14 protein-coding genes are annotated in these 15,902 nt (G+C 67.6%); all 14 read left to right on the top strand.

The window, feature by feature from the left end; translation table 11 throughout:
* Positions 1-221 precede the first annotated feature (221 nt).
* The 14 genes from PW843_30200 (at position 222) to PW843_30135 (ending at position 15,674) form a co-directional block, all read left to right on the top strand.
* Positions 222-1,574: an LLM class flavin-dependent oxidoreductase gene (locus tag PW843_30200; GenBank protein ID MDE1150843.1), complete on the top strand. Its 1,353-nt coding sequence runs from the start codon at positions 222-224 to the stop codon at positions 1,572-1,574.
* A 331-nt stretch (positions 1,575-1,905) separates the two neighbouring features.
* Positions 1,906-2,520 carry a hypothetical protein gene (locus PW843_30195; GenBank protein ID MDE1150842.1) on the top strand — a complete coding sequence of 205 codons (615 nt, stop codon included), beginning with the start codon at positions 1,906-1,908 and terminating at the stop codon, positions 2,518-2,520.
* 22 nt (positions 2,521-2,542) lie between these two features.
* On the top strand, positions 2,543-2,845 hold the full coding sequence (locus PW843_30190) for a hypothetical protein (GenBank protein ID MDE1150841.1): 303 nt from the start codon (positions 2,543-2,545) through the stop codon (positions 2,843-2,845).
* Complete coding sequence (locus PW843_30185) at positions 2,845-4,038, top strand: class I SAM-dependent methyltransferase (protein ID MDE1150840.1); 1,194 nt, start codon at positions 2,845-2,847, stop codon at positions 4,036-4,038. The genes PW843_30190 and PW843_30185 overlap by 1 nt, the downstream gene beginning before the upstream one ends.
* A 6-nt stretch (positions 4,039-4,044) precedes the next feature.
* Positions 4,045-6,051, top strand: coding sequence for an FAD-dependent oxidoreductase (locus tag PW843_30180; GenBank protein MDE1150839.1), 2,007 nt, complete (start codon positions 4,045-4,047; stop codon positions 6,049-6,051).
* 14 nt (positions 6,052-6,065) lie between these two features.
* Positions 6,066-6,380, top strand: coding sequence for a hypothetical protein (locus tag PW843_30175; GenBank protein MDE1150838.1), 315 nt, complete (start codon positions 6,066-6,068; stop codon positions 6,378-6,380).
* Positions 6,377-7,213 (top strand): SDR family NAD(P)-dependent oxidoreductase, encoded by an 837-nt coding sequence (locus PW843_30170; protein MDE1150837.1) that lies wholly within the window; start codon positions 6,377-6,379, stop codon positions 7,211-7,213. Before PW843_30175 ends, PW843_30170 begins: the two co-directional genes overlap by 4 nt.
* Positions 7,214-7,280: 67 nt before the next feature.
* Complete coding sequence (locus PW843_30165) at positions 7,281-8,243, top strand: ABC transporter substrate-binding protein (GenBank protein ID MDE1150836.1); 963 nt, start codon at positions 7,281-7,283, stop codon at positions 8,241-8,243.
* Between the two features lie 108 nt (positions 8,244-8,351).
* Positions 8,352-9,176, top strand: a complete 825-nt coding sequence (locus tag PW843_30160; protein MDE1150835.1) for a hypothetical protein — start codon at positions 8,352-8,354, stop codon at positions 9,174-9,176.
* Positions 9,082-9,459 carry a hypothetical protein gene (locus tag PW843_30155; GenBank protein ID MDE1150834.1) on the top strand — a complete coding sequence of 126 codons (378 nt, stop codon included), beginning with the start codon at positions 9,082-9,084 and terminating at the stop codon, positions 9,457-9,459. The genes PW843_30160 and PW843_30155 overlap by 95 nt, the downstream gene beginning before the upstream one ends.
* 186 nt (positions 9,460-9,645) lie before the next feature.
* Positions 9,646-11,049, top strand: a complete 1,404-nt coding sequence (locus PW843_30150; protein ID MDE1150833.1) for an MFS transporter — start codon at positions 9,646-9,648, stop codon at positions 11,047-11,049.
* An 84-nt stretch (positions 11,050-11,133) separates the two neighbouring features.
* Positions 11,134-11,844: a PAS domain-containing transcriptional regulator gene (locus tag PW843_30145; GenBank protein MDE1150832.1), complete on the top strand. Its 711-nt coding sequence runs from the start codon at positions 11,134-11,136 to the stop codon at positions 11,842-11,844.
* 253 nt (positions 11,845-12,097) lie between these two features.
* Entirely contained in the window at positions 12,098-12,394 is a 297-nt protein-coding gene (cowN, locus tag PW843_30140) for a N(2)-fixation sustaining protein CowN (GenBank protein MDE1150831.1), read from the top strand.
* A gap of 151 nt (positions 12,395-12,545) precedes the next feature.
* Positions 12,546-15,674: a hypothetical protein gene (locus PW843_30135; GenBank protein ID MDE1150830.1), complete on the top strand. Its 3,129-nt coding sequence runs from the start codon at positions 12,546-12,548 to the stop codon at positions 15,672-15,674.
* The last annotated feature ends 228 nt before the right edge of the window (positions 15,675-15,902 follow it).

The following is a 15,902-nucleotide window of genomic DNA, read 5'->3' as shown; positions in this document are numbered from 1 at the left end:
CACCCTAACACTGAATTATTCGATCGCGGAAATAAGTTCGCCTTATCACCCGACAGAAATTCCTCAATGGCGCCGGGCGCCAAGTCATGCTGAATGAAGGACGGGCACTGCCGGCCATTTTCGAAATCCCCCTTTGCAAGACCCTTCAGGGACCCTCCGTCAAGACGGGGCGGGGCCGGCGGCAGGGGGCACGACAGCCACAGGGACGGGAGCTTAACACGATGAAATTGCTTGCTTTCATGATGCAGACCGGCGGGCACATCGCGGGCTGGCGCCATCCGCGCGCCGCCGACAGCGCCCTGTGCGACATCGATTATTTCCGTAAATTGGGCCAGACGGCGGAACGCGGCCTGTTCGATGGCGTCTTCCTGGCCGATTACGTCGGTTACCACCCGGTGAAGGGGGAGGCGATCTTCAGCGGCCTGGAAACGCCCAAGCTGGATCCGGCCCTGGTGCTCAGCGTCATCGCCGCCTGCACTACGCACCTGGGCCTGGTCGGCACGGCATCGACCACCTACAGCCAGCCCTATGACCTGGCCCGGCGTTTCGCCAGCCTGGATCACCTCAGCCGGGGGCGGGCGGGGTGGAACATCGTCACCTCCACCATGGAGAACGAGGCGCACAATTATGGCCGCGTCGCCCATCTGGGGCATACCGAACGCTACGCCCTGGCGGAGGAGTTCGTGGCGGTGGCGCGCAAGCTGTGGGACAGCTGGCAGGATGGCGCCGTGCCGGCCGACAAGGCCAGCGGCCGCTACACCGATCCGTCACGCATCTCCGCCGTCAACCATGCCGGTGCCAACTTCCAGGTGGCGGGGCCGCTGACCGTGCCGCGTTCGCCCCAGGGGCACCCGGTGCTGGTGCAGGCGGGGGCGTCGGCCACCGGCCAGCGTTTCGCCGCCAGCTGTGCCGAGGTCATCTTCACCTCCCATCCCGGGATCGGGACGGCCCGTGCCTTCCGTACCGCCATGCACGCCCAGCTGGCGGAATTCGGCCGCACGCCGGACAGCCTGAAGATCATGCCGGCGGTGACACCGGTGATCGGCCGCACCCGGGCGGAGGCGCAGGATCTGCAACGTGAGCTGGACGGCCTGATCCCGGCCGACATCGCCATCAGCAAACTGGAAGCCCTGCTGGGCAACATCGACCTGTCGGGCCATGACCGCGACGGCCCGCTGCCGCCCCTGCCGGCCGACGCGCTGGCCGGCCAGAACTCCACCCGCGACCGGGTGTTGGAACTGGCGGCACGCGAACGCCTGCCCATCACCGAACTGGCCCGCCGCGTGGCGGCCGGCCGCACCAGCCGCACCATCGTCGGCACGGCAGAGGATGTGGCCGATGAACTGGCGGCGTGGGAGGGGCAGGGGGCGGCCGACGGCTTCGTCGTCGCGGCCCCCTTCCTGCCCGGCGGGCTGGAGGATTTCGTCGATCAGGTGGTGCCCATCCTGCAGGAGCGCGGCCATTTCCGCACGGCGTACGAGGGCCGGACCCTGCGCGAGAACTTAGGATTGCAACGGCCGCGCAACGTGTTCGACGTGGATCCCGGCATGAAGGCCAAACCGGAAATCTGGTGACGGCCTTTTGTTCAGCAGTGAAAGAAACTGTTTATCACCCGAAGAAATTACTGGAATTGCTGGGCCCCGGTCCGCCGTGACAGTCTTTCCGTCAGGAAGTGGGCCGTATGTCCGGTTCACCTGAAGGACTTGATGCCCTTGTCCCTCTTTTCCTGAAGAACTTATCGCCTTGACCGGAAGGAGCGCCGGTCAAAGCGGCGCAAGAGCAGCCGCTCCCTAAGCCCGGGCGGCTGCTCCTTTTTTTTGGGTTTCGGCGCGCGGCGCCGCGATAAAAAATGAACAGGGACTGACTGTGGCGATAAGCATCGACCCGTTTCGCGCGGTGGCGTTTTTGCATGTGGTTCTGTTCGCCTATTGGCTGGGCACGGATTTGGGCGTCCTGATCACCGGGACGGCGGCGAACAAGGCCGACCTGACCGGCAACGCGCGGGAGCGATTGCGGCGGGCCAACGGCTGGATCGACATGGGCCCGCGCACGTCCATGGTGCTGATGATCCCGGTGGGCCTGACCTTGGCCAGCAATTGGGGCCTGCCGCTGGATGGCACGGCGCTGGCGGCCATCTGGGTGGCGGCCTTGGCCTGGGTCTGGCTGGTGTGGATGATCTACCTGCGCCAGGGCACCGCCATCGGCAAACTCTACTGGAAGGTCGATCTGGGCCTGCGCGTCGTGGCCATGGTCTGTTTCATGGGTTTGGGGCTGACCAGCCTTGCCACCGGCGCCCCCTTCGACAGCCGCTGGCTGGCGACCAAGGCCGTGCTGTTCGGCGTGCTGCTGCTGCTGGGCGTGGTCATCCGCATCCTCCTGCTGCTGAAGCCGCCCGTGCGCCCCGAGCCGGGTGCGCCCTTCGTGCCCGCCCCCTTCTGGAACCCCTTGCGCATCACCGTCTTCGCCATCTGGGGCCTGGTCCTGGTCATGGCCTTCCTGGGCGTCACCAAGCCGTTCTGATCAATTCGCAAAGGCTATCGTCATGAGCGAGCGCATCCTTCCCCGCGTGACCAAGGGCCGGCGTTCCACCTTCTTCGACGACCCGGCCGTCGACCAGGTCATGACCTTCTTCCTGGAACTGATGACCGAGGTCATGGTCCTGCGCGACCGCCAGGACACCCTGGAACGCCTGCTGGAGACCAAGGGCACAGTCAGCCGCGCCGACCTGCGCGACCTGCCGGTGGCGCCGGAGGTCGAGGCCGAACGCACCGCCGAGCGCGCCGCCTTCGTCGAGCGGATCCTGCGCATCCATCTCAGCCCCAACGGTGAACAAGGAGACAGGTGATGGTGAACACGGTGCCGGACATCGACAGCCTGCTGACGCCGACGGCGGAGGAGTATTCGCGCCAGCGGGCGGTGGGCGCCATCCACACCCACGCCATGCTGAGGCTGCGCTTCGACTGCCGCACCGCCTTTGAGCAGAACGTGCTACCGGGCTATGTGGCGGAACACGGCCGGGCGCCGCAGACCGGGGCGGAGATCGCCGAGGCGATGAAGACCGACCATTTCTACCGCTTCTACAGCAGCATCCGCTACAACGCCCAGGAGATGGGACCCCTGGCCCGCCAGGCCGCGGTGGAGCGGGCCCTGCCGCAGATGATCGAGGTCGCCCGCTCCGCCGCCCAGAGCAACGCCGCCGGCGGCTCCCTGCGCCTCAACCCCGACCTTGAGATCCCCCATTACGTCAGTGAGGGCGACGTCCATCTGGCGCCGGGCGGCTACCACAGCGAGTTCGGGGCCGACGACGTGGCCCAGGGCGTGCTGCTGGGCCGGGGCCTGTCGCCCACCGCCGGCGCCGGCCGCATCACCAAAACCCGCAACTTCGCCGGCGTCGGCCAGTCCATCGCCTATTGGCTCAAGGCCACCCGCCCGGACTTCCGCCCTGCCCGCGTGCTGGACATGGCGACGCAATCGGGCGCCAACCTGACCGCCTACTCCAAGGCCTTCCCCGGCATCGAGGCCCACGGCATCGACGTGGCGGCACCCGGCCTGCGCTACGGCCACGCCAAGGCCGAGTTCGAGGACGTGGCCATCCATTTCAGCCAGCAGGACGCGGCCGCCACCGATTTCCCCGACGGCCATTTCGACCTGATCGTCTCCAGCTTTTTCCTGCATGAGGTGCCGGTGCCGGTGACCCGGCAGATCCTGAAGGAGGTTCATCGCCTGCTGGCGCCGGGCGGCATCCTGGCCTTCATGGAACTGCCGCCGCACAAGGCCTGCGACGCCTTCATGAACTTCGCCTACGACTGGGACACCGAGAACAACGCCGAGCCCTATTACGCCTCATACCGGTCCCAGGACCCCACCGAACTGGCGGTCGAGGCGGGTTTCCCCCGGGCCGACACCTTCGAGGTCACCATCCCCGACGTAACCAGCTTCGACCTGGACCAGTACCCGGCCTTCGTGGCGGGTGCGGTCGAGAGCCCGCCGCATGGCCGGGGCGGCTGGTACCTCTTCGGCGGCCGCAAGGCGGGCTGATCCTTAATGCCGTTGGATGATCCCTCATCAGGGGCGGAGACCCGTTATCCGCACCTGTTCTCCCCCCTGACCCTGGGCCGGCGCACCTTGCGCAACCGGGTGGTGCACGCCTCCACCTCCACCCGGTTCCAGGATCGGGGCCGGGTGACCGACAGGCTGATCGCCTATCACGTCAACCGGGCGCGCGGCGGGGCGGCCCTGACGGTGACCGAGCCGCTGGCGGTGCTGTCCCGCCAGTTGAACGGCACCAAGGTCGATGTGCTGACTGGCCTCAACACCGACGCGCTCGCCCGCTGGGCGGCGGCCGTCGAGCATGAGGGCTGCGGCTTGATCGGCCAGGTGCAGGACCCCGGCCGGGGGCGCCATGAGGAGGGCCGCGTCGGCCGCCTGATCAGCGCCTCGGCCCTGCCCGACGATCTGTCCGGCACGGTGGCCCATGCGCTGACCACGGCCGAGGTCGAGGGTCTGATCGAGGAGTTCGCGACATCCGCCGTCAACCTGGCCCGGGCCGGCTTCGCCGGGGTGGAGCTGTCGGCCGGCCATGGGCATCTGTTCCACCAGTTCCTGTCCCAGGCATCCAACCACCGCGACGACCGCTATGGCGGTGATCTCGCCGGCCGGGCCCGGCTGCTGACCGACCTGATCCGGGAACTGCGCCGCCGCTGTGGGCCGGACTTCCTCATCGGGGTCAAGCTGCCGGGGGAGGATGGCGTGCCCGGCGGGGTGGATCTGGTCCAGGCGGCCGCCATCACCGCCCTGGTGCACGCCACCGGCGTGGTGGATTACCTGACCTACTGCTGGGGGTCCCACGCCGATACCCTGGACTGGCATTTGCCGGACAACCACGGGCGCCGGGTGCCCTATGCCGACAGGATCGCCACCCTGGGCCGACACGCCCCCGGCACGGCCATCGGCGCCCTGGGCCTGATCACCGATCCCAACGAGGGCGAGCGCCTGGTGCGCGACGGCCTGGCCGATTTGGTGATGCTGGCCCGTCCCCTGGTGACCGACCCCGCCTGGCCCAACAAGGCCAAGTCGGGCCAGGAGGCCAGCATCCGCTACTGCGTGTCGTGCAACACCTGCTGGCACCTGATCGCCACCCATGGCGTGCTTCAGTGCGACAACAACCCCCGCGTCGGGGCGGAGGATGAGGCCGACTGGACGCCGCCGCGGACGGACAATCCCGGCACCATCGTGGTGGTGGGGGCCGGCCCCGCCGGGCTGGAGGCCGCCTGGACCGCCGCCGCCCGGGGCCATGCCGTCACCGTGCTGGGCTCAAGCGATGAGGTCGGCGGCAAGGCCCGGCTGCATGCGCCCTTGCCCGGGGGCGAGGGCATCAGCAGCGTCTATGATTACCAGAAGCTGGCGGCCGACCGGCACGGCGTGCGTTTCGTGCTGGGCAGTGCCGCCACCTTGGACGACGTGCTGGCGCTCAGGCCGAATGCCGTGGTGTTGGCCACCGGCGCCACCCCGGCCTGGCCGGCCCATCTGCCGGTGGAATACCGGGGCGAGGGCTTCTTCCCCGACATCCGGGAGGCCATGGCCCAACTGGCCCGGGTGACCGCCCGGCAAGCGGGCATGGCCCTGCTGTGGGACCAGGACGGCACCGCCTTCACCTACGCCGCCACGGAGTTCCTGGCGGCCCGGTTCGAGGCGGTGGTGCTGGTCAGTCCGCGTGAGCGCATCGCCGGGGCTGAGCCCCTGGTCAACCGCCAGGGCATCCAGCGCCGCCTGGCGGCCCTGGGCGTCGAGGTGCTGATCCAGCACACCATCGATCCGAACTCGGCCTTCGAGGACGGGGCGGTCACCCTGGTGCATGCCCTGACCGGGCGGCCCCGCACCGTCACCGACGTGGCCCTGCTGTGCCATGCCACGCCCCGGGTGCCCAACGTCGACCTGCTGGCGCCCTTGCAGGCCGCCGGCGTGTCCGTCCACCTGGCCGGCGACGCCTACGCCCCCCGTTTCCTGCTGAACGCCACGCTGGAAGGCCATGCCGCCGGCATGGCCGTGTGAATGAGGACTGCCCCATGCCCTACCTGATCGTCCTGTTCAACCTGAAGGCCGATGCCGATCCCGCTGCCTACGAGACTTGGGCGCGGACCACCGACATCCCCACCGTGCGGGCGTTGCCCTCCGCCGGCGGCTTCGACCTCTATCGCCTGAACGCCGTGAAGGGATCGGATGCCGCCCCGCCCTTCCAGTACCTGGAGGTCATCCACATCGCGGATGCCGAGGGCTTCAAGGGGGAGGTGGCCACCGACACCATGCGCCAGGTGGCGGCCCAGTTCCGCACCTTCGCCGACAACCCGATGTTCATCGCCAGCGACAAGATCGAACCATGAGCGCCAGCTATCCCGACCTCACGGGCAAGGTGGCGCTCATCACCGGCGCCGGGCGTCTACGCGGCCTGGGTGCCGCCATCGCCCAACGCCTGGCCCGCGAGGGCTGCCGCATCGTCATTCACGATGTCATCGACACCGCCAGCCAAGCCAAGGGCCTGCCGATGGCGGATGAGATGGCGCAGGTGAAGGCGGCCATCGAGGCCACGGGCGCTGAATGCACGACCTTCGCTGGCGATCTGCGGGACGAGGCCCAGGTGCGGGGCATGGTGGAGCACGCCACCGGCACTTTCGGTCAGCTGGACATCCTGGTGAACAACGCCGGCATCGGTTTCCTGGTGGGCGCCGTCACCGAGATGCCGGTGGCCGATTGGGACGCGGTCATGGGCGTGAACCTGCGCGGCGCCTTCCTGGCCATGAAGTACGCCGCATCCGCCATGGTCGAGCGCGGCCAGGGCGGGCGCATCATCTCCATCGCCTCGCAGGCCGCCAAGTCCGGCGTCGGGCTGATGTCGGCCTACAGCGCCTCCAAGCATGGCCTCATCGGCCTCACCCGGTCGGCGGCCATCGAGCTGGGGCGCCACGCCATCACCGTCAACGCGGTCTGTCCCAACCATGTGCCCACCGACCTGGGCGACTGGCAGCGCGAGACCCTGTCCCGCCGCCGGGGGGTGGACATGGACACGTATTGGCAGCGCCTGCGCGACCGCGTGCCGCTGGGCCGGCCGGGCAGTGTGGACGACACCGCCAACGCGTGCGCCTTCCTGGCCTCTTCCGGTGCCCAGTACATCACCGGCGAGGCCATGAACGTCAGCGGCGGTGAGGAATATCACTGATCCTGTATTATACCGCCGCTGAGGCTGTATCCGATCCCGGGTGCGGCATCGATGGCAGGAGGTGGCGATGGATCGCCGGGAGATGTTGAAGGTGTCGGCCGCTGCCCTGGCAAGCGGTCCGTTCCTGAACAGAACGGCCAAGGCCGCCGATGTCATCCGCATCGAATTCACCCTGTTCTCGGCCTTCTACTCCCCGCTGGTGGCGGCCATCGCCGGCGGTTTCCTGGCGGCGGAGGGCCTGACGCCGGTCTACACGGTGTCCGCACCCGGGCGGTCGGCCCTGGCCAGCCTGGACGATGGCGGCGCCCATGTGGTGCAGACGGCACCCAGCCAGGCCTTCAACGCCCTGGAGAAGGGCCAGATTCCCTCGGCCGTCCATTTCGCCCAAATCAATGAGAAGGACGGCTTCTTCCTGGCGGCCCGGGATGCCGATCCGGACTTCTCCTGGCGGAAGCTGACGGGGAAAAAGGTGCTGGTCACGCCGGGCGTACAGCCGACCACCATGTTCAAGTACGCCTGCTTCAAGGCCGGCATCGATATCGGGGACGTCCAAATCGTCGACGCCGGTCCGGCCGAGGCCATGGTGGCCGCGTTCCGGCGGGGGGAGGGCGACTACATCCATCTGCAGGGCCCCGGGCCGCAGCAGTTGGAGCATGACGGCGTCGGCCACATCGTGACGGCCCTGGCCGATGTCGTCGGCCCCTGCGCCTTTTCCAGCCTGGCCGCCAAGCGCGACTGGCTGGAGACCGACCGGGCGCGGGCGTTCATGCGCGCCTACCGCAAGGCCCGGGCGTGGCTGATCGCGACGGACGCCGCCGATGTCGCCAGGACCGAGGCGGACTTCTTCAAAGGCACCGACCCGGCGGTGCTGACCCGGACCATCGCGGCCTACCAGGGCCTGGGCACCTGGAGCCCGCATGTCGAGATCACCCGGCCGGCGTTCGAGGCCACGCTGGACATCTTCCAGCACGCCGGCCTGATCAGCCGGCGATACGCCTATGAGGACGTGGTGGCGCCGCCGCCTGCCTGAAAAAGGGTCGCGGACTAACGCACTGGCGCTTTCCCCCGGAGTTGGGTCATCATCCGCCGCCGTTCCGTTGCAAGCGGAACAAAAAACGAGGGATGGGAGCGTTCCGGCATGAAGTCCATTGTTGCGTTGTCGTTGGCGGCGGTTCTGCTGGCGGGTGTGGCGCGGGCCCAGGCCCCCTTGCAGGTCCAGCCGGTCGATGCCCTGCCCAAGGATGCCGCGACCTTGCCCATCCATGTCGGCGGCCGGGTCCTGCATCAGCAGGCGGCCCTCTGGCGGCAGTGGCCGGGCACCTATTTCGAGACCGCGTTCCGGGGGACGGAGGCGCTGTTCCGCGTCGGCACCGGCGACGTCATCCTGAAGGTCAGTGTCGATGGCGGCGCACCGGTGGCCCTGGTGAAGCCGGCGCCCGGTGTTTATCGCGTCGGTGGCTTGGCGGCAGGCGACCACCAGCTGCGCATCGACATCGCCAGCGAAAGCCAGGCCGCACCCACCGGTTTCGAAGGGTTCTACGCGCCGGACGGCACTACCGGCCGGGCATTGACGCCCCGCGCGCACCAGATCGAATTCATCGGCGATTCCCACACCGTGGGTTATGGCAACACCTCGCCCACCCGCAAGTGCACCGATGCCGAGATCTGGTCCACCACCGATACGTCCCAGGGGCTTCCGCCCCGGTTGGCCCGCCGTTTCGATGCCGACTACGCGGTCAACGCCATCTCCGGCCGGGGGATCGTGCGCAATTACAACGGCTTCGCCGCCGACACCCTGCCGCAAGGCCTATCCCTTCACCCTGTTCGACCACGCAACCCCGCACACCGATGCCGACTGGCATCCGCAGGTGATCGTCATCGCCCTGGGCACCAACGACTTTACCACCCCCCTGAACCCGGGGGAGAAGTGGAAGACCCGCGACGCCCTGCACGCGGACTATGAGGCGACCTACGCCAGCTTCATCGGCGGCCTGCGCGCCCGCAACCCGCAGGCCTATTTCCTGCTGTGGGCGACCGACATGGCCGATGGCGAGATCGAGGCCGAGGTCGCCAAGGTGGCGGAGCACCTGAAGGCCGCGGGCGAGCGCCGGGTGGCCTACCTGCCCATGAACGGCCTGGCCTTCAGCGCCTGCAACGCCCATCCCGACCTGAAGGATGACGAACAGATCGCCACCGCGCTGGGCGACTACATCCAGGCGCATCCGGAGGTGTGGGCCGGGCGCTGACGGCCCTACGTACAATGGTAGTCCGTCCACCAGTTGGACAGGAAAGCGCGCGCGGCCAACGCGGCACCCCTTAATGGATAATCCTAACAAGGGCATCAAGGGATGGGGCGACGGCAAACGGCGCCTCTGATTCAGGAACAGGGACCGGGGACCGCGACCGACGCGGCATTCCCCTGAAAGGGCATTATGGCCACGATGATTTCCGAAGAGACGCTCACGTCCGCGTCGGCCGATCCGGCGGGCTATCCCGGCTGGCGGACGGCGTGGTGGAGCGTCCTGATCCTGTTCCTGGCCGCCATCGTTTCCATCATCGACCGCGGCATCCTGAACATCGTCGTCGATCCCGTCCGCCACGACCTGGGGCTGGCCGACGTGCAGATCAGCCTGTTGCAGGGCCTGGCCTTCGGCCTGTTCTATGCCACCGTCGGCATCCCGCTGGGCCTGGTGGCCGACAGCGTGTCGCGCCGCCTGCTGGTGGCGGTCGGTGTGCTGGTGTGGAGCCTGGCCACCATGGGCGGCGGTCTGGCCGACAGTTTCGGGGAATTCTTCCTGTCCCGCCTGCTGGTGGGTTTGGGCGAGGCGGCACTGGGCCCGGCGGCCGTGTCGCTGATCGCCGATCTGTTCCCGCCCCACCGCCGGGGCAAGCCGCTGAGCCTGTTCCTCACCGGCCAGGCGGTGGCCAACGGCCTGGCCATTTCGCTGACCAGCTTCATCATCAAGGCGGCGGCCGACGGGCGCCTGCAAGGCATCCCCTTCCTGGAGAGTGCGGCCCCCTGGCGTGTCGCCTTCTTTGGCTGCGGCGCCATCGGCCTGCTGGTCAGCGCCCTGATGCTGACCACCAAGGAACCACCGCGCGGCAACGGCAAGGGTGGGTTCGCCCAAACCACGCCCCTGTCGGAAAAACTGGCCTATTTGCGCCGCAACGCCGGCATCTTCGTGCCCTTCTATGCGGGCTTCGCCGTCTGTTTCCTGGCGGTCTACGCCTCCGCCGCCTGGGCGCCCGCCATGCTGACGCGCGGGTTCCACGTCGGGCCGGTGGAAATCGGCACCTGGCTGGGGCCGTTCTCCATGGCCTTTTCGCTGCTGGGGCCGGTCACCGGCGGCATCCTGATCGACTATTTCGCGCGCCGGTCCTATCCCATGGCCAAGTTCGGCATCCTGCTGGTGGCGCCCCTGCTGGCCATGCCGTCGGCCCTGGCGGTGTTCACCACCAATTCCATCCTGGCCATGTTCCTGGTCGCGTCCAGCAGCGCCATCTACGCCGTGGTGGGTGCGACCACCTTCGCCACCTTGCAGAACATCGTGCCGCCCAGCATGCGGGGCAGCGCCATCGCCCTCTGCGGCCTGGCCAACACCATCATCGGCGCCACCCTGGGGCCGCTGATGGTGGCGACGCTGACGGAAAAGGTGTTCAAGGACCCGACCCAGGTCGGTTACTCCATCGCCGTGGTGGTGATCCCGGCGCTCGTCATTGCCGTGGCCCTGTTCGCCGTGGCCCGGCGCGCCCTGCTGCGCCAGCGCGCCAACGGGGGCGAGGCCGCCGCGCTGATGCAGGCGGCCGAGGGACAGCCGACCTTCCCCTATCGGTAAGCAGGCCCTTTTCGCAACCGCGTCCGGCGTGTCAGGATAGCGCCAGCAATCCGGCTTTCCCCCTGGGGGAGGACAGCGCGCACGATGACCGCCGCCGGCGCCCTGGCGCCCAGTTTCGAATACCAGCTTCAGCGGGCGCCCGTCGGCGTCATTCTGCTGGATGATCAGCGCCGCGTCCTGGCGGTGAACGAACAGGTGCGGCGCCTGATGGCCGTGCGGGCCAATGACGCCATTGGCCGCGACATCCTGGAATTCCACCCGGCCGCCGCGCGGACCAAGGTGCGGTGGCTGATCGACACCGCGGCGGCGGCGAACGACGGCACGGCGTCGATGATGGTCACCACGCCCATGGGCAGCCTGGTGGCCAAGGTCACGCGCTTCGTCAGCGGGCAGGGATTCTGCATGATGTTCTACATCCAGGGCGATCATGCCATGGGCACTGAACAGCCGGCCGGGCAGCCGCACCTGCTGAAATTGCCCGTCCTGCGCGGCAAGGGCACGGTCCTGATCGACATCGCCGACATCGTCTGCCTGACCGCCCAGGGGCATTATTCCCAGGCGGTGACGCCGGGGGCATCATCCCTGTGCCCCCTGCCGCTGGCGGAGCTGGAGCGCAGGGTCGACCCCGGGCTGTTTGTGCGCGTGCACCGCAAGCATCTGGTCAATTTGCGCCATGTCCTGGCCGCCGACCGGGTGGACGGACGCTGGGGCCTGCATCTGGCGGGCGATCCCGGTTTGCGCATCCCCATCGGGCGCGACAAGGTCAAGCTGGTTCGCCAGTTGCTGGCGGTTTGACGGTACGAGAGGGTGTCTCGTACCGGTACAGGCCGCGACTGCGGCCGCCGGAGCGTTTCGGGGAGCGCCAAGCGGACTGAAACGCGAGGAAGCCAAGCCCAGGGGGCGCCCGGCGATTGAGGGCACGCAGCATACCGTTCGTGCGGGGATAATGCCGTTCATGCGAGGGGAAGGCGGCTGGGGCCGGCGTTGTTGCCGGTGACGGGCGCCTTTGTCACGGTCGGGGCCATCATCCAGATCCTGAGGGCTTATCATGACCGTCAGTTCCGCCGCGGACCGCTACGTCAGCTTCATCGGCATCGATTTCGAAGGCAACATGCGGACGGTGCTGGGGCACCTTTCCCGCTATATCGACGACCCGGCCACCGGCAACGCCTTCTGGGACCGCTTCAAGGAGCGGCTGGCCAAGGCGGGCAACGATGCGACCCGCGTCCAGGACCAGTTGCTGCTGCTCCATTCCCATACCTATTACATGGTGGAGCTGTTTGAGGAGCATGGGGACGAACAGGCCCTGGCGGACCTGAAGAAGCTGGAAGAGGAATGTTTCTAGGATTGGCGGCATCCCTACTTCAGTTTGCGTACGTCCTTCATTGATAATTTCCAGGTTGTTCCCATCCTTCTTGAACGTGGAAATCCTCTGATTTTCTACTTATCAATGCCCGCAAGAGTGGCATTGCCAAGTCCGAAGCGGAGGGGTTTACATGACCGAAGGCACGGTGGGCGCGGCGCGCGATATCCACTTCGATCTTGGCTTCCTGGGCACGCCAGGCCAGGCGGATTATCGCCTGCGCGCCGGGCGTGCCTCATACCCCCTGAAGGCTCACACCGTTTCCACGTTGCGCGCCGCCGGGTTTGCCGAAGGTGCGGTGGCTGCGCCCACGCACTTCGCCGCCACCGTCGCCAACGACGCCAAGGTCGTGCGGCTGATGCGGGTCTATGGCCCACCCGACGCCAGCGGCTTTCCCACCCTGGCGGCCATCGCGGTGGCGACGCCGGGCGACAGCGGCCATTACACGGCCAAGGACGTGGCGCGGGCCGTCATCTTCCTTAACCCCAGCGTCACCATGCTGACGCCCGGCCATGCCGAAACGGTGCTGGGTCATGTCACGGCGACGGACACCCTGATCCAGCTGGAGCAGGCCATCACCTTTTGCGGGGCGTCCTGGTGCACCCCGGAAGCGGTGCTGGACGACCATGGCAAGCCGGTGCTGCGGCCCGACGGCAAGCCCTTCCACACCTACACCCTGAATCCCGGCGTGCTGAATTCCACGACGCAGGTGTCGATCGACGCCAAGACGGGAATATACAGCGACCCGGCCTTGGAAGGCGGGCGCTGGAACCTGCTGCCGGGCGTGAGCTGCCTGGACCTCAGCGCGCCCAAGCCCCGCCTGGCCGTGGCGGCGGGGGCGCCGACCGGTGGCTACAAGCTGGACCTTGAGGATGCCGGCCCCAACTTCGGGCTGTCGCTGACGCTCAACAGCTTCAAGCCCGACTTCACCATGGACCTCACGGTCACCAACAGCTTCGTCCGGCATGGATCGGCGTTCGTCACCTTTTTGAAGGCGGACGGGACGACCAAGATGATCGTCCCCGACAACATCTGGACCGAACTGGCCAAGGACGCGCTGCAGGCGGTGGTGAAGGAATGGCTGGCGCTCACCGGTGATCCCAATGCCCAGGATTTCCTGGACCTGCTGGGTGGGCCCAGCAAGAACACGCTGAAATTCTGCGGTCCCATCAGCGCTGAAAGCACCTTCCTGGGCATTCCGGTTTCGGCCGAGAACCGCCATCTGACCTTCACGCCGCCCAGCGACCAGGGGCCGGTTGGTGAAATCAGGCTGGTGATCGGCAGCCTGGGCGTCACGTCGCACAGTGAATGGGATCCGGACGCGGCCTGGCTGGGCATCGCCATGACGGTGCTGATCGACCTGGCCGTTCCCACCTATTCGCTCATCACCGGGGTGGGGGAGGAAAGCAGCACCCTGTTCGAGAACATATTCGAGAGTCCCGGCTTCCTGCTATCGACGGCCTATTCGATCTTCACGGTGGCGCGCGACCTTTTCACCGGGTCGGAAAATACCGGCAACGATATTTCCGCCGCCCTGATCAGCCTGTCTGAATCCCTGATCACCAAGGTGCTGACATCGACCGAGGTGATCGCGAAGCTGGCGGTTTATTTCGGCGCGGAAGAGGTGGAGGAGGCCATCCCCTTCGTCGGCTGGGCGGTGAAGGTGCTGGCGCTGGAGGGGGCGGTGGCCCAACTGGCGCAAACCATCGGGGAGGTCATCGGCTCCCCCCGGGTGGTGGAGTTCGCGTTCAAGGTGACGATGGACGCCCGCATCACCCTGGTGCCCGTCACCGGTGAAACCTTTCCCGCCACGGCCACCCGCTACACCGTCACGGCGCAGTACACCGGCAACACCACCCGCAGCTATTCCGGCACGATTGCCGACCCGCAGACCCCGTCGATCCGCATCGACTGGAGCGACGTGCCGGTGGGCGGGCAGGTGACCTTCGTCGTCGCCCTGTTCGACCAGAACGGATGGGGCGTGGGCAAGGGGCTGTCCGCCACCGTGGACAATCTGATCAATGCCAAGGATGAGCATGGCCAGGGCATCCTGGCCGTGACCGTCGCCGTGGAACAGAGCCTGTATCCGCTGAGCGCCGACACCCGTTACCTGCACAGCCATCTGCTGGCCTACGGTCCCAATACCGGCGGCACCGGCTATTTCTGGGAAAAGGCGGGGCAGGCGCCGGCCGCCACCCGGCGGGATCTCGGCACCGGTCCCACCGGCCACGTGCTGGAGGCGCTGAACGGCATCACCCTCAGCGACGATCTGGGAATCCTGGGGTACAGCTGGCAGGCGTCCGGCCTGGGCATCCCGCCGGTGGGCGGCGACCCGTCACAGACGGAGCTGTTCACCCTGCAGAACATCGGCTTCAAGCCGATCGCGGGCGATGGTAGCCCGTTCTGGCCGCAGGCGGGCTATATGGCGGCCCCGGCGGGCTATTCCAAGCCGCCGCTGCTGCTATATCTCCGCACGTTGAAAGTGGCCGGTGAGAAGGCGGCCGGCGGATATTTCTATCTCGACCCCTCTGGCGACTCCCAATCAGGCTTCCACCTGCGCGCGGTCAAGCCGGTCACCGACCCGGCGGTGCCGATGGGGGACGCGTCCCGCCGCTTCGATCTGACGTCGGGGCGCAGCTGGGGGCGCTTCGCCTTGCTGCCCACCGCGCTGGCCATCCACACCAACGGCTACGTCGTCGGCGTCAACCCCGAATACAATTCCATCCAGATCCTGCGGCTGCCGGCCGCGGACAGCCCGGATGCGAAGGCGCCGTGGGCGTTCAGCGCGGCCGGGCCGGGTACCGGGCCGGGCCGCGTGTCGGCGCCCACGCTGACCGCCCTGCGGCCGGACCAGACCATCCTGGTGCTGGAGGCCGGCAACCAGCGCATCCAGGCCTTCAGCCGCGGCGGCCACCCGGTGCCGGCGTTCAACGGCATCGACACGCCCTATTGGACGCCGCTGGTCGCCCGTGCGCCGGCCGACACCAACGTCGCCTATCTGTCGATAAGCGTGGACGTCGCCAACTACGCCTTCGTGCTCAGCCAGATCGGCAATGGCTACGACGCCGACGATTTCTGGCTGGATATCTACGCCCCCGGCGGCCAGCACCTGGCGGCGCAGCAGGGCCTGAACGTCGCGGCATTGGCCGTCGACCTGTGGCGCAACGCCTACGCGGTCACCTTCCAGGCGGGCCAGGGGCCAGGTGGGCGAACGGAGCCGGCGATCAGCCAGTACATCCCCTCGACGCCCAAGTCCAACTGAAGTCATCCGTTCGACGCGACAGGAGATAACGATGGATCCGATCACCAACTGGTCATTCGAACGGCAAGGTGTGGGTTACGCCAATGCGTATACGAATGAATACAACTACGCCGGCGGCTTCGCGATCATAGGCTTCGGAAGCAGCGGCCGGGGGTTTTCCGTTTTCAATCTTGGCGGCAGTTGCATCGCGATCAGGACGACACTGACCGACGATAGGGGAAACACATT

The organism is Azospirillaceae bacterium (assembly GCA_028283825.1).
Taxonomy (GTDB): Bacteria; Pseudomonadota; Alphaproteobacteria; order Azospirillales; family Azospirillaceae; genus Nitrospirillum.
This window is presented reverse-complemented; position numbering and strand designations above follow the sequence as displayed.